The sequence below is a fragment of the Rodentibacter ratti genome, assembly GCF_002000485.1.
GTDB lineage: Bacteria > Pseudomonadota > Gammaproteobacteria > Enterobacterales > Pasteurellaceae > Rodentibacter > Rodentibacter ratti.
The window spans coordinates 333983-353206 of sequence record NZ_MLAJ01000002.1 but is presented as its reverse complement, the minus strand read 5'-3'; the positions used below and the strand labels follow the sequence as shown (position 1 = coordinate 353206).

Genomic DNA, 19224 nt, shown 5'->3' with positions numbered 1-19224 from the left:
TCAGCTCGCATTGTCTAATAAAAAACAATTGAGTTTTGAAATTGTACTACTATAATAGTGCAAAATTAACCTTTAGGAATCAATTATGAAACAACAAAAATCCCCTTCTTTATTAGGCGGTGCGATGATTATTGCAGGTACGGCGATTGGTGCCGGTATGTTGGCAAACCCCACGTCAACCGCCGGTGTATGGTTTATCGGCTCTATTCTTGCATTGATTTATACCTGGTTTTGTATGACCACATCGGGCTTAATGATTTTAGAAGCCAACCTACATTATCCCACAGGGGCAAGTTTCGATACGATTGTCAAAGATTTGCTTGGTAAAGGTTGGAATGCGGTTAATGGTTTATCCGTCGCATTCGTGCTTTATATTTTAACTTACGCCTATATCACCTCAGGTGGCGGCATTACACAAAATTTATTCAATCAGCTGTTGAGCACCCCTGAAAGTGCGGTTGATATTGGGCGTACTTTCGGTTCGCTTATTTTTTGTATCGTTTTAGCGGCATTTGTCTGGCTTTCAACCAAAGCGGTCGATCGTTTTACAACGGTATTAATTGGCGGTATGGTCATTGCCTTTTTTCTTTCAACAGCCGGTTTGTTAGGATCAGTCAAAACGGACGTTTTACTTAATACTGTTGCACAAGGTGAGCAACAATATTTACCCTATTTATTGACCGCACTTCCTGTGTGTTTGGTTTCCTTCGGTTTCCACGGCAATGTTCCTAGTTTGGTGAAATACTACCATCGTGACGGCAATCGGGTGATGAAAGCCATTTTTACCGGCACCGGTTTAGCGCTCATTATCTATATTTTGTGGCAGCTTGCGATTCAAGGAAATTTACCCCGTGCGGAATTTGCCCCGGTGATTGAAAAAGGGGGGGATGTTTCAGCGTTACTTGAAGCATTACGCACGTATATTGAAACCGATTATATTGCGGTGATTTTGAATTTCTTTGCTTATATGGCAATTGCCAGTTCTTTCCTTGGCGTGACGTTGGGATTATTCGATTATATTGCGGATTTATTTAAATTTGACGACAGCCTAATGGGCAGAACAAAAACCACCTTAGTCACTTTTTTGCCCCCTCTATTATTAAGTCTCCAGTTTCCTTATGGTTTTGTGATTGCCATTGGTTATGCGGGTTTAGCCGCAACCATTTGGGCAGCTATTGTGCCGGCATTACTTGCGAAGGCAAGCCGTCAAAAATTCCCGAATGCCAGTTATAAAGTTTATGGAGGCAATTTTATGATTGGCTTTGTTATCCTTTTTGGTGTGCTAAATATTGTGGCACAAGTAGGGGCTAATTTAGGCTGGTTTGCGAGTTTTACGGGATAATCGTATCCTATCGTATTCTAAGGGCGTATGATATACGCCCTTTTTAATTTTAGCCTTTAGTTTGGTAGGAATCATCAATGAACAATAAAACCAGTGTTTACGATAGGGAAAACTTCTTTGAGCTTTATCAAAAGCTCCGGGCAAACCCGATTAGTCTAAATGAAATGGTAGAAAAACCGACAATGCTCTCTCTTTTGCCTGATCTTCAAGGCAAAAAATTACTGGATCTTGGGTGCGGTACCGGTGGGCATTTACAACTTTACTTGACACAGGGGACAAGTGCTGTGGTAGGGATGGACTTATCTGCCAATATGTTAAAACAAGCGAAAACAGATTTGGAAAAGTGCGGTCAATTTCACGGACGTTTTTCTTTACATCAATTAGCAATGGAAAACTTGGCGGATTTACCTGACAGTCATTTTGATGTCATCACTAGCTCTTTCGCTTTTCATTATGTGCAAGATTTTCCTGCATTATTGATGGCCATTCGTGAGAAATTAACTTCAAACGGCACATTAGTCTTTTCTCAAGAACATCCCATCACCACTTGCCATAAAGTAGGGGAGCGTTGGGAAAAAGATGAAAATAAACAACAGGTGGCATATCGTTTAAATCATTATCGTGATGAAGGAGTGCGTGAGAGAAACTGGTTTAAACAACCTTTTAAAACCTATCACCGCACCACGGCGACCATTATCAATCATTTAATTGCCGCAGGTTTTCAAATTGAGCAAATGGCCGAGCCTATGCTTGCGGATCAGCCTCAATGGCACGCTGAATTTAAAGATTTGCAGCATCGGCCGGTATTATTATTTGTTAGGGCAAAGCTGATTAAGAAGAGCGAATAATTGGTAGGCTACCCGATGGATAATATAGCTATTACCTGTATTTGGCTGGATTATTTTATTAAAAGTGCGGTTATTTTTAGATGTGTTTTATAAAATCCGTTGTTTTTATAAACATTTTGATTATTAACCATTCAAACACACTTATTTTTTCACTTTTTTTAAATTTAGTTGTTGACCGGCAAGCGAAAAAATAGTTTAATACGCTCCGTTGTCAGGCAGTAGCCTATAGTGATAACGCCTCGATAGCTCAGTCGGTAGAGCAGGGGATTGAAAATCCCCGTGTCGGTGGTTCGATTCCGCCTCGAGGCACCATTTCAAAATCTACTCCTCCTTAGTTCAGTCGGTAGAACGGTGGACTGTTAATCCATATGTCGCTGGTTCAAGTCCAGCAGGAGGAGCCAACTTAATCTTACTTTTCCTTTTTTAGTTGTTATCCAATTTTCTATTTCTGAAAATATTAAAATAAATAATACTGTTTTATTTCTAAAATCCTTTTTTAATTAAGAGTTGTCAATCTATTTAGCTCGAATTCGTTGTCTAGAAATTATAAAAAGCACTTGATTGTAAATCATTAAGGGAGAGATTTCAGGAGAGAAAAAGTAAGAATATAAGCGATTCCTAATTTAAAGGTGATCACCTAAGCGATCACCTTTAAGCTAAGACTAAGTTTATATAGAATTTTTGACGATAACCTATCGTCTTACACGGAATTTTTTCTGTGCTTGATCAACTTTCAAAAGATAATTTCTCGCTTGTGATGATGGGTGTGCTGTTGTCAAAATACGGTAAACCTGTTCAGGATACATTTGATTGATTTTGTAAATAGCTTCATCTTTATCATTATCAAATACACGTAATACAGCACCAGCACCACTGTTGTAAGCGGAAATCATCGCAAATCGTTTAGACGTTGGATTAGTAATACCGTCTAAATATCGATTTTGCAGAAGCCATAAATAGGCTACACCGGCATCAATATTATTTTCCGGATCGTATAGATAGCGTGTGGAAGGTTGGCCTCCCCGACCTTTCATTGCAAAAATATCACGCCCTGCCGTATGAGGTACGACTTGCATTAATCCGATAGCGTTAGCATAGCTAATGGCGTAAGGATTGAAACTCGATTCGGTTTGCATAATCCCCAAAATCAAGCTTTCATCAATACCATAACGTTGAGCGGCTTTTCGAATTAATGGCAAATATTTTTGCGCACGGACTTCAACGTGGTTAGCGATCATCGGAATTGCAACAAACTGTACCATATTACCATTTTGTAATCGGCGGGTTTGTAATTTATTTTGAATTAAATAAGTTGCAAAGTTGCTTGCAATAAATTGGTTTGCAATTTGTTGTCCGTTATTATCGACCACTTGTCCTAATAGGAAAGGTCTTGAACTAATAGGCACATCTCCTGATGCAAATAAATCAATTCCCTTTGCATCAGATCCCATTAATAAGGTGTGTACAATCGCATTATGTAATCGATTGAGATCTTTTTGTGTCTCAATCACAATATTACCTTCATCAAAACTTACATGGCTACGTGTATAGAAAGAGTCCGTATATTTCACGTAGTCTTTACGGCTAGCAACGAGTAGTTCGTTAACCCCCCAAATGCGGTCAATATTATGAGAGAATTGTCCGGTGAGAATATCCAGCCCTTGCGTATCTTTCGCAAACACTTCATCGTAATTAATGCCTCGATGACGGTTAGACGAATCACCACAAGCATACAAAAGCGGCAGTAATGCCAATAACAAATACTTTTTCATTATCTTATTGCCAATTAATTTGATGGAGGAACATAGCCTTCAATATGTACATCTTTGCCTTCAAACAAAAAGTTTATCATCTCTTGTTCAAGTAATTTACGATGTTCTGTATTCATCATATTGAGTTTTTTCTCATTGACGAGCATTGTTTGTTTTTTTATCCATTCAGCCCAAGCTTGTTTGCTGATAGAATCAAAAATTCGTTTTCCTAATTCTCCAGGATAGAGTTGGAAATCTAAGCCTTCAGCCTCTTTTTTGAGATGCTCACAAAACACTATTCTTGTCATAGTTAGTCCTTAAAAATTGTGTTAATAGATTTTTTACAGGTTGCGCTAACCCTATCTGTTCAGGATTTTGGGGATCATACCAATATTTGACCTCTCTTGATAGATTTGGTTTATATTCTTTTGGTTTTTCCATCACTTTATGCCAATCTCGATTTTCCTGTTCAGCTTGAATATTGCCTATTTCCGCGTAAATAGGATGAATATCTAAATGAAAATGGCTAAATGTATGGCGAAAGCTTGGCCAAGGCTGATAGTGAGAAATATCCTCGTTAATTAAATAAGCCAGCAAATCTTCTTGTGACTCAAATTGTGGGAAACAAAATAATCCGCCCCATACACCTGAGTTCTCCCTTTGTTCTAACCATACTTTGCCATTTTTTGACAAAATCAAAAAATATGTTTCTTTTTCCGGTAACCTTTTTTGAGGTTTTTTAGCGGGAAATTGTGCCCAACTTTCATTTTTATAGGCTAAACAGCTTTTTTTCAGAGGACAAAGATCACATTTGGGTTTTGTTCGTGTACAGACCAACGCACCAATATCCATCATAGCTTGATTAAAATCCGCCACATGCTCTGTCGGTGTAACTTGCTCGGTTAAGTCCCATAACTGATTTTCTACTTTTTTCTCTCCGGGCCAACCCTTTACCTCAAAATAACGTGAAAGTACACGTTTTACATTTCCGTCTAATATGGGGTATGGTTGATCCAATACAGAAGATAAAATTGAGCCGGCAGTAGAACGCCCTACTCCCGGTAATTCCCAAACCTGCTCAAAATCAATGGGGAAATCTCCACCAAATTCATCTCGAATTTTTTGTGCCGCTTTATGTAAGTTTCGTGCCCGAGCGTAATAGCCTAGCCCTGTCCACAAATGAAGCACTTCATCTTGTGAAGCATTAGCAAGTGCGGTCACATTTGGAAAAGTTTTGATAAATCGTTCAAAATAAGGAATAACAGTTGCGACCTGCGTTTGTTGTAACATCACTTCTGAAAGCCAAACGCCATACAATGTTTTGTTTTGTTGCCAAGGCAAGTGTTTACGTCCAAATTTGTCATACCATTGTAATACGGATTGTGCAAAAGGAGCATTAGGGGAAGATTGTGCTAACATAACTTTCCTGAGTCAAAAGTGCAGTCAAAAAATTAAGTAAATTTTATTCTTTCTTAAAGAAAACAAGGGCAGATTTTACCATTTAGCCCCTCTTGATCAATCTCATTTTTTCAGTATAATTTGCGGTCTATTTGGTGCCGGATAACGGCGATTATTAACTCACGCGGTGTAAGAAGAAAGTTCTTATAGCGGCGTGGCTTCATTTTGAGGTTTTCTATGAAACAAGGTATTCACCCAGAATATAAAGAAATCACAGCGACTTGCTCATGCGGTAACGTGATTAAAACCCGTTCAACTTTAGGTAAAAATATCAACCTTGATGTGTGCGGTAACTGTCACCCATTCTATACCGGTAAACAACGTGTTGTAGATACCGGCGGTCGTGTTGAACGTTTCAACAGCCGTTTCAAAATTCCAAGTTCAAAATAGTTTGAACTTTGTTAAAAACCCCACCAACTGGTGGGGTTTTGTTTTGCCTAGAAAATGTGTAAAATCCAGTAAAACCAATGGGAAAAGAAATCTTAAATGTTACAAAAAAATAATTTTGTTCTCTTTTATTAATAAAATTATTTTAATTTTCATATATTATGTGGAATCTAATTAATTTCACTACAAATAAATTTGAAATATTTTACTATTAAAAATCAAGGATACATATGTTAAAGATAATTTTATTTTATTTGGGTTTATCAAAACGTTTAAGAGTTACTGAAAAAATTCAAAAGCTATATTCTTGGCGTAAACCAATTAAACCTTATGCATTTATTCGTGTTCATAATGAGATAAAAACTATTGATGCAGCTTTAAAAAGTGTATTACCTGTTTTAAGAGGGGGAGTAATTGGATTTAACTCATGTACTGATGGAACAAAGGAATATGTTTTACATTTTTGTAAAAAATATCCACAGTTCATTCCTGTAGAATATCCTTATGATGTAATTCCTGCTAGCAATAAAATCTATATGGAAGATTCGATAGATATAAAAAATAGACTTGACTCATACTATAACTTTGTATGGGAAAAATTACCAAAAAATGAATGGATAATAAAGATTGATGGAGATCATATTTGGATCCCTGAATTTTTAGAAAACTTATGTAGGATTCCATTTAGAAAAAAAGATTGTATTATTTTAAGTAGATTAAACCTACATTGTTATGGAGGAAAATGTTACATCCATAAGAAATACCCAGTTTTAGAAAATGGAGATTCCTGGATTTTATATAATAAAAATGTAAACTTTGAATTTTGGCGAGGTTGGATTGACAACAAATTTGAAGCCTATGAGATACTTCACCTGCCTAAGAAAGAGAGAAAGAAAATTTTTACTATATGCACTAACTGGCATTTTCCCATAGTAAAAAATCATAGGAGTAATTTCAATAGAGACGAATGGGTGTTACTTCAAGATTTTGATATAAGAACATATTTAAAGGAGCATAAATTAGAAGGTCGAGTTCAGGACTACATGATTAATGAAAGCAATATACTAGAGGCATTTTCTAGATTTAATCACTCTGGTGAGAAAATATTACCATAACGAGATAATATCATGAAGATCTTAATATTACATAAATGGCTAGTAACTGGTGGTGTTGAAACTGTACTAATGAATTATAGGAAGATTCTAGAAAAATCAGGTCATGATGTAGATATACTAATAACTTATAAAACAAACTCAAAAATAGATAGTCAAAATATAAGATTTGCTTTTAGTAATAAAGACTTTAATTTTATCTACAGTAAAAAAATAATTTATATCAAAAAATACTAATAGGATTGTATAAAAATTATCAAAAGCTACGTTATTACAATTTAATAAACTCTATATATCACAAATATGATTATATTGTTGATTTTAGTAATTGCTTAGATTCCTATATTAGGAATCCACTCTTTAGGAAACGTGAAATAAAGACAATTAGATGGATTCATAATCAACTATCAACTAATCTAATTTTAAGTAAAAAAGGGAAAAAGAAATATTATAATATTTTTAGAAATCATCATAAAGTGGTTGTTTTATGCAGGGAAATGAGAAAATTAATATTAGAACAAGTTGACATTGATGAGAATAAATTATTTATTTTGAGTAATCCAATTGATATTTCTGCAATTAAGGAAAAGGGTAGTGTCAATAAAACAGAAATAAATCAGGTTATAAATTCTACTCCCTATCTTTTACAAGTATCAAGATTAACTCATAGAAAAGGACACGAACAGCTTATAGATATTTACTACGAATTAAAGAAAAAAGGTGTAAATCATAAACTATATTTCATCGGGGATGGCAATAATAGAAAAAATCTTGAGAATAAAGTGTTATCATTAAGTTTGGAAAATGATATTTTATTCCTAGGAGAAATGGAGAATCCATATCCCTACTTCAAAAATGCAAAATTATTCTTACATTGCTCTGAATCCGAAGGGTTACCAACCGTAATACTTGAAAGTATGGTATTTGGGGTTCCTGTTATTGCGATGAATTGCCATACTGGACCGAAAGATATACTTGGAGAAAAAGGAGAGTTTGGTAAGCTCGTTCCAATGTATGATAAAACTAAATTCATAGCCGAAACCTTAGAATTATTAACTAATGATGATATATATAAAAAATATAGTAATAAATCCTTAGAACGCGTTGAAGAGTTTTCAATGGAAAACGTCGCATTAGGTTTAGATAATTTGTTTTATGAAAAGTAAAATATGGAGACATCAAATGTCTAGTTTAAATAATAGTCAAGTGTCAATATATGTTATCAATCTAGAAAAATCAACAGATCGAAAAGCCTATATGCAAGCACAGTTTGATAGTTTATTTGATCATGATTCAACACAAGAAATCCACTTCTTTAAAGGAATCAATGGAAAAGAAAATCCCAATCACCCATTATTTAAACGTTACAATAATAAAAAACGGTTAAATGTAAAAGGCTACCCGTTAACTTTGAGCCAACTAGGCTGTTATGCTAGCCATTACTCAATGTGGGAAAAGTGTGTAGAACTTAATCAACCGATTATAATTTTGGAAGATGATGCTAAATTTAAAGAGAATTTTTTAGATATTCTTGCTTTTATTAATAGTGATAAAAACACCTTTGAATTTTTTTGGTTGCAACCCGATAGATTAAAAAATAAAAGAAAATTAGTAGTAGATTTTGGAGATTTCTCAGTTCAAAAATTTAGCAAAGGCTTTATTGGTGCAACAGGGTATTATTTAACTCCAAAAGCAGCAAAAAAATTTTTAGCACAAAGCAAAGAATGGTATTTAACTGTAGATGTAACTATGGATCGATTCTTTGAAAATAAAGTTCCTCCTTATGCTATTCTTCCGTTTTGTTTAGAAGCTGATTATGAGATTGAATCAACAATCTTTGAAAAACAAAAGAAAGTAAAATCATTTAAAATTATTATAGCAAGAGAGTTATTTAATATAAAAACAACATTTAAGAGACTGATTTATAACATATTAAATTAAAAATTTTATTCAATTGGCTTATCATTTTTAGAGAGGAAACTTATATCTATATAATATTGATAAAACTAAAGTCATAGCAAGATGTATGGCTATGATGAAACTAAAAACTTATCATTTAGCCGTCTAGATTGTTATTTGGTTATTTTTTCATTAGAATAACCACAGATAATTTAGTTTTAATTTTTTTATTGATTGCAAGGTACTTATGGCAGATTGGAATGGCAAATATATCAGTCCCTATGCGGAACACGGAAAAAAAAGTGAACAGGTTAAAAAAATTACGGTATCAATTCCTATTAAGGTATTGGAAATTTTAACTAATGAACGCACCCGTCGCCAATTAAAAAGTTTACGTCACGCAACCAATAGCGAGTTGCTTTGTGAAGCTTTTCTCCATGCGTTTACCGGTCAACCTTTGCCTACAGATGCTGATTTAATAAAAGATCGTAATGACGAAATTCCGGAAGAAGCAAAAGAAATCATGCTCCAATTAGGCATAGATCCGGAAAGTTGGGATTATTAGTTTTCTTCTTTTAGTCCGTCTAAAATTGAGCATTCGGGGCAATCATTGCCTTGACATGCATCATACCAACCTTGTAATTCTCCTACCATTTCTTCTAATTGCTTAATCTGTTGTTTTAATGTTGCGATATGTTTTGCTGTTAGTGTTTTTACTTCACTACTACAGCGGGTAGGGTTATCTTGCAGAGCGAGTAATTGTCCTATCTGTTGTAAAGAAAAACCTACATCTCGCGAATGTCGAATAAAATATAATCGCTCAATATCTTTTTTTTCATAATGGCGGTAGCCGGAGAAGTTTCGTTGTGCCGGTTTAATTAAACCTAATTTTTCATAATCTCGAATTTGTTTAGCAGTGAGACCGCTTAATTTTGCTGCTTCACTAATATTCATAGAAAATACCTTGACCTTTACCTTAAGTTAAGGTTTATAGTAGCCGGCATTAATCTTTTATTCAATACAAAATAAGGAAAAAATAAATGAAAAATATTCACTTAACCGTAACTGGAATGCATTGTGTGGGCTGTGTAAAAAGTGTAACGCGCGTGTTGGAAGCATTGGATGGCGTGGAGCAAGTCAATATCGCTCTTGAGGGGGACACTGATATTCAATTTGATGAAAACAAAGTTTCTGTCGAACAATTAATTGAAGCTATTGAGGAGGCGGGATTTGACGCAACAGAATAGAAAGATTGCTATCCAAATTGAAGGTATGACTTGTCAATCTTGTGCGAGCAGAATTGAAAAGGTGTTGAACAAAAAGCCTTTTGTGGAACAAGCAAATGTGAATTTTGCGGTGGAAGAGGCGCAAGTGGTTTTTGATTCGACGCAAGCAACTGCAGAAGATATTCTTAATATTCTTCAAAAAACGGGATTTAAAGGAATTTTAAAAAACGATCGGCAACCCGTTTTACCAGAGGATAGAAAAATTCATTGGCAGCTTTGGCTATTATTGTTAATTAACATTCCTTTTTTGATTGGGATGATTGGAATGTTAATTGGCAATCATCGTTTAATGCTGCCCCCGATGTGGCAATTTGTGTTGGCAACCGTTGTACAATTTGGTCTCGCTATCCCGTTTTATCGAGGTGCGATTGGTAGTATTCGTGGTGGATTGGCAAATATGGATGTACTTATTAGCAGTGGCACACTAACCATTTATTTGTATTCCACTTATATGTTGTTCTATCACAGTGCACAAGGTCATGATGCGTTGCATCATATTTATTTTGAAGCCTCTGTTATGGTGATTGGCTTTGTGACTCTTGGCAAGTTTTTAGAAGAGAGAACCAAAAAACATAGCTTAAACAGCCTTGAGTTGCTATTACAACTTACCCCGAAAAAAGTGAGTGTTTTTCGTGATGAAACCTGGCAAACGATTCCGCTTGATCAGGTGAAAATAGGAGATCTCTTGCGTACTAATCATGGGGAGCGTATTGCGGCAGATGGTATTGTTGAAGAAGGATCGGGCTGGTGTGATGAAAGCCATCTAACCGGTGAATCCATGCCTGAAATGAAGCAGGTTCAAAGCCCAGTATTGGCGGGAGCGATGGTGGTTGAAGGTAGTTTAACTTACTGTGCCAATCAGCTAGGATCGCAAACTTTGCTTGGGGATATGATGAAAGCGCTTTCTGATGCGCAAGGTACGAAAGCTCCAATTGCCCGTTTTGCAGATAGAGTTGCCGGTGTTTTTGTTCCTGCGGTTCTCATTATTGCGGCGGTAACCTTTGGATTAACCTGGTGGATTACGGCAAATATTAGTACGGCAATTATTCATTCGGTTGCTGTGTTAGTGATCGCTTGTCCTTGTGCGTTAGGACTTGCCACACCGGCTGCCATTATGGCGGGAATGGGAAAAGCGGTGAATAGTGGCATTTGGTTCAAAGATGCAGTCGCAATGGAAGAAACTGCTCATGTAAATACCGTCGTGTTAGATAAAACGGGCACATTAACGACGGGGGAGCTTACTATTGCTGCTGTCTGGCAACCAGAAAGTGCGGTCATTTCAGAAGAAGATTTGTATCGAGTTACTGCTGCGGTGGAGCAATACGCTACACATCCTATTGCGCAAGCAATTGTGCGTTTTGCGTTGGAAAAAACCTCCACAATACCGACCGCACTTTCTGTGAAAACAGAAGTAGGCGCAGGCGTTTCAGCGGAAGTTGAAGGCATCGGTTTTGTTAAGGTGGGTACACCGGAGTTTTGTGGTTTTCAACTACCAAGCCAACTTAATGGTATATGGGATATCGCAAGTATTGTGGCCGTTTCCATTAATAACGAAATTGTCGGTGCATTTGCTTTAACCGACACATTACGCGAAGAAAGTAAAGGGACAATTAAACGCTTACAACAAAATAATATTGATGTGATTATTATGAGTGGTGATCGCCAATCTGTTGTGGATTATATCGCAAGGCAGCTCAATATTACGACAGCGTTCGGTAAACTTAATCCTCGTGATAAAGCAGCGAGAATTCAAGCCTTACAGCAGGAAGGGCGGGTTGTTGCTATGGTAGGGGATGGTATTAATGATGCGGCGGCATTAGTGATGGCAAATGTGAGTTTTGCGATGAAATCGGGTTCCGATGTCGCAGCGCAAGCGGCTTCGGCAACCCTAATGCGGCAATCGATAAAGCAACTTACCGATGGGATTTTTATCGCACAAGCCACATTAAAAAATATCAAACAAAATCTCTTTTTTGCGTTGATTTATAATGTGCTTGGAATACCCCTTGCCGCATTGGGTTATTTAAATCCTGTCATTGCAGGCGCAGCAATGGCATTAAGTTCTATTTCCGTATTAACGAATGCATTAAGATTAAAACGATTGAAAATTAAACAATAAAATAAGGCGGAATTATCCGCCTTATTTTTACTATTACTTATTCAACCAAAGCGGCAACTCAATAGTCACGGCCAGTCCTCCAAGCTCACTTTCTTCAGCCCATACTTTACCTTGATGTTCTTTAATAATATTTAAAACAATAGTTAAACCTAATCCAGTACCGCCTGTCGAACGGGTACGGGTCTCATCAACACGATAAAACGGTTGGAAGATTTTTTCAAACTCATCAGGGGGTACTCCCGATCCGTTGTCATCAATTCGGATTTTAAGGGTTTCCTCTTGGACAAAAATACTGAGCTTGATCTTACTCGTGGTGTATTTCAGTGCATTTCTAACGATATTTTCTACTGCACTTTGTAATAACTCTGAATTTCCGTTCAAAAATATATCGGAATTTGATAATTGAAAGTTTTGTTCAAATTCAATATTGCGTTGCTTGGCCTCAAACATTGCATCTTGTACAACATCAAGCCAAATTTGCTTGGCTGGAAAGATAGATCTTTTCGTTTGTGTACTCATTTGCTGTCGAGAGAGAAGCAGTAGCTCGTTAATCATTTTATCCATACGTGTAATTTCTTTCTCGATCCGTTGTACTGCATTGTTGCTACCGGTTTGATGACGAAGTAGAGCTACCGCAAGTTGAAGGCGGGTAAGTGGCGTCTTCATTTCATGAGAAATGGAAGATAATAAATTTTGTTGATTTGAAATTAAGCCATTAATTGCGGTTGCCATTCGGTTAAAACTTTGTCCTACCTGGCGTAATTCCAGTGGACCATTTTGAGCTAATTGAGGATCAATTTTAAAATTGCCTAGTGCGACACTATTTGCTGCTTTTTGCAAGCGGGAAATAGGTTTTACGATAGTATGAGTAAACCACCAAAGTAATGGTGTAGTAATTAATAGAGTCAATATGAGTAATATTAATGGGTTATCTATCATGTACCTGAGTATTTCCTGAGAAGGATTGGCACGTGAGATAAAAAAAACTGAAAAGGGCTTATCCAGATTATCAACATATACTTGAAAAGGGCCGGAAATCCGAATATTTGCAAAGCTTTTTCGCATAGGATGAGAGAAATCATTTGCCGTTTCGAAAAAACGTTCTATAAAGATTTTTTCTTCATTAAATGCACCAAAAAATTCTTTGCGGCTAGGATCGTAAATAACCGGTCGGGTTTCATCAAATCGATCAATAGGAAGTAAGGGGACTTCTGAAAGAAGTGATTTAATTTTGTGATTACGAATAGACTCTACCAATTTTTTTTGGTAAGTAGCGATTTCATATTCCCGAAGATTTGAGTAAAACCGGTTATCTAAATAAGGTAATAAGGCCAATAATGTCATCATGACAAAAAACGCAAGCCAAAAAACTGTAAAAGTACGAATAGTTAAATAATTCAGGCTAAACTTTTTTTGAGGCAGCATAAGGATTATTTGCTAATTAAAAGGTAACCACGTCCACGCAAAGTTCTGAACCATGGTAATCCATCTTCTCTAGGCGGTAATTTTTTGCGTAGGTTTGACATATGCATATCAATTGAACGATCAAACGGTGTCAGTGGTTTTCCTAGTACGTTCATACTTAATTCTTCCCGAGTAATGAGTTTACCTTGGGAATGAATTAGTGCTTCGAGCAACGCAAATTCTGATGCCGTCAGAAGAAGATCTTGTGTTTTATAGAATGCTTGTTGATGACCCGGATGGAGTTTTAATTCACAAAAATAAATCCAACCATCTTCTTCCTGTTTGGTTTTTGTCTTTTCCAAATCTTCGGAGATAGCGATCCTACGTAAAATTGCTTTAATACGGGCAATTAATTCACGATCGTTAAACGGTTTTGGTAAATAGTCATCGGCGCCCAGTTCTAATCCTAATACTCGATCGATTTCTTCACCACGAGAGGTCAGCATCATCACAGGGACATTAGATTGTTGGCGGATACGTTTAAGGGTTTCAATACCATTTAATATGGGCATCATGACATCCAGCAGGATTAATGAGTAATCCTGATCGAGTTTATCTAACGCTTCTTGCCCATTATTTGCAACATCAATATCAAAGCCCGATAAAGAGAGGACTTCCGCAAGTAAATCAGTTAATTCTGTATCATCATCAACTAGTAAAATCTTTGACATTATTAAACCTTTGGGTATGACTTATTGTTTAGTAAAACAACAGGAAATTACCAGAATTTCCACCAAGATTTTTTATTAGTGTCAGCGCTACGTTCAATAATTGTGTTGTTTTCGTTTTGTGATGTAACTTCCGGCAATGGTTTGTCTAAATGAGTTTCAGTCACAATGCCACGTTGATCAAATTTTACGGTAAAAGTATGTTGTTCCGGAGATTGGTAGGCGCGTTGCTGCAAAAATACATAATACCAAGTTAAGTTACTATAAGGATCAATTAATACGGGCGTGCCGAGTAAATATTGTACTTGTTGAACGGTCATTCCCTGTTTAACTTGTGCGACGCTTGCGGCTTCTAGATAGTTACCTTGTGGCACATCAATACGATAAACGATTTTCTCAACGGTAGAACAAGCAGAAAGGCTAAGAGCCAATACCGTTGCACCAAAAAGAGTTTTGAATTGCATTTTCTTTACCTGTATTTACAATTTTTTCAAATAATACCCAAAGTTAATTCGCTTGCCAAACTAATTCTTTGATTTTAAGGCTTTTTGCAGTTGATCTTTCAAGTTTGGCGGTAATCCTTTGATTGTAAGTTCATCTGTCATGGAATCCCAATGGACACGCGTGTTGAGTAAATCCGCATCAAAACTTAATGTGATTCCCTTACCCGAACCGGAGAATTTTGTCAGTGTCTTTAACGTGGAACGCACCGGAGGAATACTTTCTTCCAACCCATAATCTTGATTTTCTACAAAGGAAACAAAAGGTTGCTCGCTTAGAGTCGGGATATTGGCGGAAAGTTCCGCTAATTCAATTTCCGCTCCTGTGGCAAGTTGCCCTTTACAATAGTCAAAAACCTGTTTTTTTATCGCTTGGGTTTGTTCTTTATTGAGCTCGCCTTGATCGCAATAATCACTGACTGCTTGTAATAAGCATTGATTTTGTACTTGTGGGTTTAACCCTTCCTCTGCCCCTAAGAAATCCATAAAAAAGTCACTAATTTTTCGTCCAACTCGCCCTTTAATGAACGTTAAATAACGATTGGAATTAGCGTTAATTTGTAAATCTGTCAGATTTACTCTTGCCGCAATATCAAATTGCGTAATATCAAGATATTCTGTGCGGCGAATATCTAAATGCTCATCGACCAACATACTGTGTCGATTATCGAGCAATGCGATAAATAAATAATCCGTCGCTAAAAAGTTATATTGGCATAAAATAAGCGTACCGCTATCGGCAAAATTATATTTGCTTAATTCATCGGCAAGGAGTTTGGTGGCATACTGACTAAAGCCCAAAAATTCGATTTCTTGTTCCAATAAACGATTCAAATGTTGGGCGAATACTGAATTATCCTGGAAGATACCAAAGGCTTTGGCCTTGTTTTGATAGCCTTGGTGCAACTGTAACATCATCTGTTCTACTTCGGGCGTAATTGGTAGAAGCTCTTCTCGAAGAATGCTTTCCATTTTTGTGCTTTCACCGTCTGTTTGCTTGATAAGTTGATGTAGCACGATTTGATTTACAGTAATGCTCATTTTATTTTCCTTCTTTCAAAAACGTGGCAAATTATAACCGCACTTTTCCTGCATTTCCGCAAGAAAAAAGAAATTATTTATGATCTGCAAAATAATCGGGTATCATAGGGCAACCTCTTTCTTTTATTTTTAATAAAATGGCGCAACATTCTAAATATTCTGATGCACAGCTAAGCGCAATCATAAATGATATGATTGCTGTACTCGAAAAACACAAAGCTCCGGTGGATTTATCCCTGATTGCACTTGGTAATATGGCAAGCAATTTACTTACCACCAGTGTGCCTAAAACGCAGCGGGAAGCTTTAGCTCAAGCCTTTTCCAATTCTTTAATTAATGCAGTAAAAACGCTTTAGTATGATTCGATTTAAAAAAGGCATGTTTAGTGGAAAACAGTACCGTGACGAGACCTCAAGAAAAATCTCGTGGGGACATTGGTTTGCCTTTTTTAATATCATTATCGCCATATTGATCGGCGCACGTTATGCTTTTCTTATTGATTGGCCGGATACACTTGGCGGAAAACTTTATTTTTTCGTCAGTTTGCTCGGGCATTTTAGCTTTAGTGTTTTTGCCATCTATTTATTGGTTATTTTCCCGTTAAGTTTTATTGTCAAAAATCACCGCACTTTTCGTGGTTTAACGGTAATTCTATCCACTATTTGTATTACATTGTTGCTGTTTGATTCGGAAGTATTTCATCGATTTAATTTACATTTATCTTCAGTGGTATGGAATTTGTTGGTGAATCCGGAAAATGGCGAGATGTCCCGTGATTGGCAAATATTTTTTGCCCCAATGCCGATTATTCTCTTGGTACAAATGTTATTTTCCCGTTGGAGTTGGGAAAAACTTCGTAGTCTAGAACGTCAAAATTGGTTGAAGGCTGTGGGGATTTTTTTCACCTCGGCTTTTGTCGCAACTCATCTCATCTATGCTTGGGCGGATGCCTATTTGTATCGCCCAATCACGATGCAACGCGCTAATTTCCCCCTTTCTTATCCAATGACGGCACGTTCCTTTTTAGAAAAACACGGGTTATTGGACGGGGAACAATATACGCAAACATTGGAACAGGAAGGGCGATTGGATGCATTAAAAATTAGTTATCCTAAAAATCCTCTGGTTTTCAGCCCAATGGAACAGAAACCGAATATTTTGCTTATTACGGTTTCGGGATTGCGTTATGATGCAGTTTCCATCGAAAAAATGCCGAAATTAGCGGAATTTGCGATGAATTCTACACAATTCACGAATCATTATAGTAGCGGTAATTCGAAAAATACCGGCTTAGTGGGGCTGTTTTATGGTTTAAATGCAAACTATACGGATAGTATTTTAAGCAATCATACCCCTTCGGTGTTCATTGAAAAATTGCAAGCGGAAAAATATCAATTCGGCCTATTCTCGACAACAAATTTTAAAGATAGTTTGTTTCGCCAAGCGCTGTTTCGCGGTATGAAATTACCAAAAATCAAATTGGGTAACGAAAGTGCGGTCAAAAATTTCAATGAATTTATCGCTACAAAAAAATCGGATAACCCGTGGTTTGCTTATCTCGATCTTGATTTGAAAATTAATAATGTCGCTGAATATGAGCAGAATTTAATGCGCATGGATAAACTGATTGAGCAAGTATTAGCGAATGTTACGGTAGAAAATACAATGATAATTGTGACCGCACAACATGGTTTAACTTTCAATACATTGAATGAAAAAGATCAGGTAAATTATTTTGGGCGTGATCAGATTCAAGTTCCATTATTCGTTTTTTGGAAATCCTTACCGGCAGGTGTTGAAAGAGGATTGACAAGTCATACGGATTTACTGCCTGCATTGATGAAAAATGTGTTTAACGTTCAAAATCCTGCCAAAGATTATTCACAAGGACATAATTTGTTTGAGCGAAACGGTGATGATTGGGTGCTTGTTTCTAATTATCGTTGGAATGTATTGATTCAACCTGATGGCACGCAATACCATATAGATCGCAAAGGAAACTACAAAAAATTTGACCGCACTTATCAAGAACAGTCTTCCGAACGTCCGCCTTTAGGTTTGTTCCTGGAAATATTTAAACGGGAAAATTCGTTTTTTGATAAATAAAATGTAGAACAATATTTTCCCCTTATTTTATGATAAAAATGAATAGCTTTTTGAAGTTCAACCCTTTATACTCTCGCCCCAGTTTAAGACTGAAAAGATGTTATTAATGAAAATCCGTGAGTTTTTCATAACATTATTACAATGCTTCTCGCCACGTTTGTCGTGCCTTTCAATTAATACGCTTCTCGTCTTTTTATCCTCATTCTTTTTATGGAGTTTGTATGAAAAGCCATGTTCGTAGTTTTAAAACTTATATCCGTGATGAAATTATCAAAAAGGGTGGTTGGGTGAATGCCCATGCTCATGCCGATCGTGCTTTTACGATGACGCCGGAGAAAATCGGGATTTATCACACCAGTAATTTACAGCAAAAATGGGATTTGGTGGATGAGGTAAAACGGACTTCCAGTGTGGATGACTATTATGCACGTTTTTGTCAATCTATTGAATTAATGATTTCTCAAGGGGTGACGGCATTTGGTACCTTTGTTGATATTGACCCAATTTGTGAAGATAGAGCAATCATTGCCGCCCATAAAGCCCGTGAGGTGTATAAACACGATATTATTCTTAAATTTGCGAATCAAACCTTAAAAGGGGTGATTGAACCGACAGCACGGAAATGGTTTGATATCGGCTCAGAAATGGTAGATATGATCGGTGGTTTGCCTTATCGTGATGAATTGGACTATGGTCGTGGTCTTGAAGCAATGGATATTTTACTCGATAAAGCCAAGTCTCTCGGTATTATGTGTCATGTGCATGTGGATCAATTTAATAATCCAAGTGAAAAAGAAACTGAACAGCTTTGTGATAAAACCATTGAACATGGTATGGAAGGGCGTGTCGTAGGGATTCACGGCATTTCAATCGGCTCTCATTCAAAAGAATATCGCTATAAACTTTACGAAAAAATGCGTAAGGCAAAAATGATGATGATCGCCTGCCCGATGGCGTGGATTGATAGTAATCGTAAAGAGGATTTGATGCCGTTTCACAACGCTTTGACACCTGCAGATGAGATGATTCCGGAGGGGATTACCGTGGCTTTGGGAACCGATAATATCTGTGACTATATGGTGCCGCTTTGTGAGGGGGATTTATGGCAAGAGCTGAGCTTACTTGCTGCGGGGTGTCGTTTCCCGCATTTGGATGCGATGGTCGATATTGCAAGTATTAACGGACGGAAAGTATTGGGCTTAGATCCGATTTAACCATGTATAAAAATAGAAAAGTGCGGTGA

General features: G+C 36.8%; 20 protein-coding genes and 2 tRNA genes. 14 read left to right on the top strand and 8 right to left on the bottom strand.

The genetic code is table 11. The features are described from left to right. The first annotated feature begins 85 nt into the window (after window positions 1–85). The 4 genes from mtr to BKG94_RS02615 all read left to right on the top strand — a co-directional run bounded on the left by mtr (window position 86) and on the right by BKG94_RS02615 (window position 2591). Window positions 86–1342, top strand: coding sequence for a tryptophan permease (gene mtr, locus BKG94_RS02630; RefSeq protein ID WP_077433915.1), 1257 nt, complete (start codon window positions 86–88; stop codon window positions 1340–1342). Window positions 1343–1419: 77 nt separating this feature from the next. Further along, the gene (locus BKG94_RS02625) at window positions 1420–2190 is read left to right on the top strand and encodes a class I SAM-dependent methyltransferase (RefSeq protein ID WP_077433913.1); all 771 of its coding nucleotides are present in this window, start codon (window positions 1420–1422) and stop codon (window positions 2188–2190) included. Window positions 2191–2426: 236 nt separating this feature from the next. Next, window positions 2427–2502: transfer RNA gene (locus BKG94_RS02620), tRNA-Phe, on the top strand. Between the two features lie 13 nt (window positions 2503–2515). Then, window positions 2516–2591 (top strand) — tRNA-Asn (locus BKG94_RS02615). Between the two features lie 291 nt (window positions 2592–2882). Here the strand turns inward: BKG94_RS02615 and mltC are convergent. From mltC to mutY, 3 genes are read right to left on the bottom strand one after another with little or no spacing between them, the layout of a single operon-like run. After that, the gene (gene mltC, locus BKG94_RS02610) at window positions 2883–3962 is read right to left on the bottom strand and encodes a membrane-bound lytic murein transglycosylase MltC (protein ID WP_077433911.1); all 1080 of its coding nucleotides are present in this window, start codon (window positions 3960–3962) and stop codon (window positions 2883–2885) included. 14 nt (window positions 3963–3976) lie between these two features. Continuing rightward, on the bottom strand, window positions 3977–4249 hold the full coding sequence (locus BKG94_RS02605; RefSeq protein ID WP_077433909.1) for an oxidative damage protection protein: 273 nt from the start codon (window positions 4247–4249) through the stop codon (window positions 3977–3979). Next, window positions 4227–5360, bottom strand: a complete 1134-nt coding sequence (gene mutY / locus BKG94_RS02600; RefSeq protein WP_077433907.1) for an A/G-specific adenine glycosylase — start codon at window positions 5358–5360, stop codon at window positions 4227–4229. The genes BKG94_RS02605 and mutY overlap by 23 nt, the downstream gene beginning before the upstream one ends. 216 nt (window positions 5361–5576) lie before the next feature. On the opposite strand from mutY, the gene rpmE reads away from it, so the two are divergent. The 5 genes from rpmE to metJ all read left to right on the top strand — a co-directional run bounded on the left by rpmE (window position 5577) and on the right by metJ (window position 9362). Further along, window positions 5577–5789 carry a 50S ribosomal protein L31 gene (gene rpmE, locus BKG94_RS02595; protein WP_077433905.1) on the top strand — a complete coding sequence of 71 codons (213 nt, stop codon included), beginning with the start codon at window positions 5577–5579 and terminating at the stop codon, window positions 5787–5789. A 227-nt stretch (window positions 5790–6016) separates the two neighbouring features. Continuing rightward, a complete protein-coding gene (locus BKG94_RS02590) occupies window positions 6017–6901 on the top strand; it encodes a hypothetical protein (protein ID WP_077433903.1) in 885 nt (294 codons plus the stop codon). 494 nt (window positions 6902–7395) lie between these two features. Next, entirely contained in the window at window positions 7396–8064 is a 669-nt protein-coding gene (locus BKG94_RS02580; protein ID WP_077433899.1) for a glycosyltransferase, read from the top strand. A gap of 16 nt (window positions 8065–8080) precedes the next feature. Further along, window positions 8081–8839, top strand: a complete 759-nt coding sequence (locus BKG94_RS02575; protein ID WP_077433897.1) for a glycosyltransferase family 25 protein — start codon at window positions 8081–8083, stop codon at window positions 8837–8839. Between the two features lie 205 nt (window positions 8840–9044). After that, a complete protein-coding gene (metJ, locus tag BKG94_RS02570; RefSeq protein WP_077433895.1) occupies window positions 9045–9362 on the top strand; it encodes a met regulon transcriptional regulator MetJ in 318 nt (105 codons plus the stop codon). Here the strand turns inward: metJ and BKG94_RS02565 are convergent. Further along, a complete protein-coding gene (locus tag BKG94_RS02565) occupies window positions 9359–9751 on the bottom strand; it encodes a Cu(I)-responsive transcriptional regulator (protein ID WP_077433893.1) in 393 nt (130 codons plus the stop codon). The genes metJ and BKG94_RS02565 overlap by 4 nt on opposite strands. A gap of 86 nt (window positions 9752–9837) precedes the next feature. Here BKG94_RS02565 and BKG94_RS02560 point away from each other — a divergent pair, with 86 nt between their 5' ends. Together BKG94_RS02560 and BKG94_RS02555 are read left to right on the top strand one after the other, a co-directional pair. Further along, complete coding sequence (locus tag BKG94_RS02560; RefSeq protein WP_077433891.1) at window positions 9838–10044, top strand: heavy-metal-associated domain-containing protein; 207 nt, start codon at window positions 9838–9840, stop codon at window positions 10042–10044. A 25-nt stretch (window positions 10045–10069) separates the two neighbouring features. Then, the gene (locus BKG94_RS02555) at window positions 10070–12202 is read left to right on the top strand and encodes a heavy metal translocating P-type ATPase (protein ID WP_077434112.1); all 2133 of its coding nucleotides are present in this window, start codon (window positions 10070–10072) and stop codon (window positions 12200–12202) included. A 33-nt stretch (window positions 12203–12235) separates the two neighbouring features. On the opposite strand, the gene cpxA is transcribed toward BKG94_RS02555, so the two are convergent. From cpxA to yejK, 4 genes are read right to left on the bottom strand one after another with little or no spacing between them, the layout of a single operon-like run. Next, window positions 12236–13627 (bottom strand): envelope stress sensor histidine kinase CpxA, encoded by a 1392-nt coding sequence (cpxA, locus tag BKG94_RS02550; protein ID WP_077433889.1) that lies wholly within the window; start codon window positions 13625–13627, stop codon window positions 12236–12238. A 5-nt stretch (window positions 13628–13632) separates the two neighbouring features. After that, window positions 13633–14337: a response regulator gene (locus BKG94_RS02545; RefSeq protein ID WP_077433887.1), complete on the bottom strand. Its 705-nt coding sequence runs from the start codon at window positions 14335–14337 to the stop codon at window positions 13633–13635. A 47-nt stretch (window positions 14338–14384) separates the two neighbouring features. Continuing rightward, window positions 14385–14798, bottom strand: a complete 414-nt coding sequence (gene bamE, locus BKG94_RS02540) for an outer membrane protein assembly factor BamE (RefSeq protein WP_077433885.1) — start codon at window positions 14796–14798, stop codon at window positions 14385–14387. Window positions 14799–14858: 60 nt separating this feature from the next. Further along, complete coding sequence (gene yejK / locus BKG94_RS02535) at window positions 14859–15875, bottom strand: nucleoid-associated protein YejK (RefSeq protein WP_077433883.1); 1017 nt, start codon at window positions 15873–15875, stop codon at window positions 14859–14861. A 137-nt stretch (window positions 15876–16012) separates the two neighbouring features. On the opposite strand from yejK, the gene BKG94_RS02530 reads away from it, so the two are divergent. The 3 genes from BKG94_RS02530 (at window position 16013) to BKG94_RS02520 (ending at window position 19195) form a co-directional block, all read left to right on the top strand. Beyond that, the gene (locus BKG94_RS02530) at window positions 16013–16231 is read left to right on the top strand and encodes a YejL family protein (RefSeq protein ID WP_077433881.1); all 219 of its coding nucleotides are present in this window, start codon (window positions 16013–16015) and stop codon (window positions 16229–16231) included. A gap of 1 nt (window position 16232) precedes the next feature. Next, window positions 16233–17981 carry a DUF3413 domain-containing protein gene (locus tag BKG94_RS02525; protein WP_077433879.1) on the top strand — a complete coding sequence of 583 codons (1749 nt, stop codon included), beginning with the start codon at window positions 16233–16235 and terminating at the stop codon, window positions 17979–17981. A 221-nt stretch (window positions 17982–18202) separates the two neighbouring features. Further along, a complete protein-coding gene (locus BKG94_RS02520) occupies window positions 18203–19195 on the top strand; it encodes an amidohydrolase family protein (RefSeq protein ID WP_077433877.1) in 993 nt (330 codons plus the stop codon). Window positions 19196–19224: the final 29 nt, after the last annotated feature.

Coding starts and splice junctions, on each gene's coding strand:
- mtr (WP_077433915.1), top strand. CDS start 86: ATGAAACAACAAAAATCCCCTTCTTTATTAGGCGGTGCGATGATTATT.
- BKG94_RS02625 (WP_077433913.1), top strand. CDS start 1,420: ATGAACAATAAAACCAGTGTTTACGATAGGGAAAACTTCTTTGAGCTT.
- mltC (WP_077433911.1), bottom strand. CDS start 3,962: ATGAAAAAGTATTTGTTATTGGCATTACTGCCGCTTTTGTATGCTTGT.
- BKG94_RS02605 (WP_077433909.1), bottom strand. CDS start 4,249: ATGACAAGAATAGTGTTTTGTGAGCATCTCAAAAAAGAGGCTGAAGGC.
- mutY (WP_077433907.1), bottom strand. CDS start 5,360: ATGTTAGCACAATCTTCCCCTAATGCTCCTTTTGCACAATCCGTATTA.
- rpmE (WP_077433905.1), top strand. CDS start 5,577: ATGAAACAAGGTATTCACCCAGAATATAAAGAAATCACAGCGACTTGC.
- BKG94_RS02590 (WP_077433903.1), top strand. CDS start 6,017: ATGTTAAAGATAATTTTATTTTATTTGGGTTTATCAAAACGTTTAAGA.
- BKG94_RS02580 (WP_077433899.1), top strand. CDS start 7,396: ATGAGAAAATTAATATTAGAACAAGTTGACATTGATGAGAATAAATTA.
- BKG94_RS02575 (WP_077433897.1), top strand. CDS start 8,081: ATGTCTAGTTTAAATAATAGTCAAGTGTCAATATATGTTATCAATCTA.
- metJ (WP_077433895.1), top strand. CDS start 9,045: ATGGCAGATTGGAATGGCAAATATATCAGTCCCTATGCGGAACACGGA.
- BKG94_RS02565 (WP_077433893.1), bottom strand. CDS start 9,751: ATGAATATTAGTGAAGCAGCAAAATTAAGCGGTCTCACTGCTAAACAA.
- BKG94_RS02560 (WP_077433891.1), top strand. CDS start 9,838: ATGAAAAATATTCACTTAACCGTAACTGGAATGCATTGTGTGGGCTGT.
- BKG94_RS02555 (WP_077434112.1), top strand. CDS start 10,070: ATGACTTGTCAATCTTGTGCGAGCAGAATTGAAAAGGTGTTGAACAAA.
- cpxA (WP_077433889.1), bottom strand. CDS start 13,627: ATGCTGCCTCAAAAAAAGTTTAGCCTGAATTATTTAACTATTCGTACT.
- BKG94_RS02545 (WP_077433887.1), bottom strand. CDS start 14,337: ATGTCAAAGATTTTACTAGTTGATGATGATACAGAATTAACTGATTTA.
- bamE (WP_077433885.1), bottom strand. CDS start 14,798: ATGCAATTCAAAACTCTTTTTGGTGCAACGGTATTGGCTCTTAGCCTT.
- yejK (WP_077433883.1), bottom strand. CDS start 15,875: ATGAGCATTACTGTAAATCAAATCGTGCTACATCAACTTATCAAGCAA.
- BKG94_RS02530 (WP_077433881.1), top strand. CDS start 16,013: ATGGCGCAACATTCTAAATATTCTGATGCACAGCTAAGCGCAATCATA.
- BKG94_RS02525 (WP_077433879.1), top strand. CDS start 16,233: ATGATTCGATTTAAAAAAGGCATGTTTAGTGGAAAACAGTACCGTGAC.
- BKG94_RS02520 (WP_077433877.1), top strand. CDS start 18,203: ATGAAAAGCCATGTTCGTAGTTTTAAAACTTATATCCGTGATGAAATT.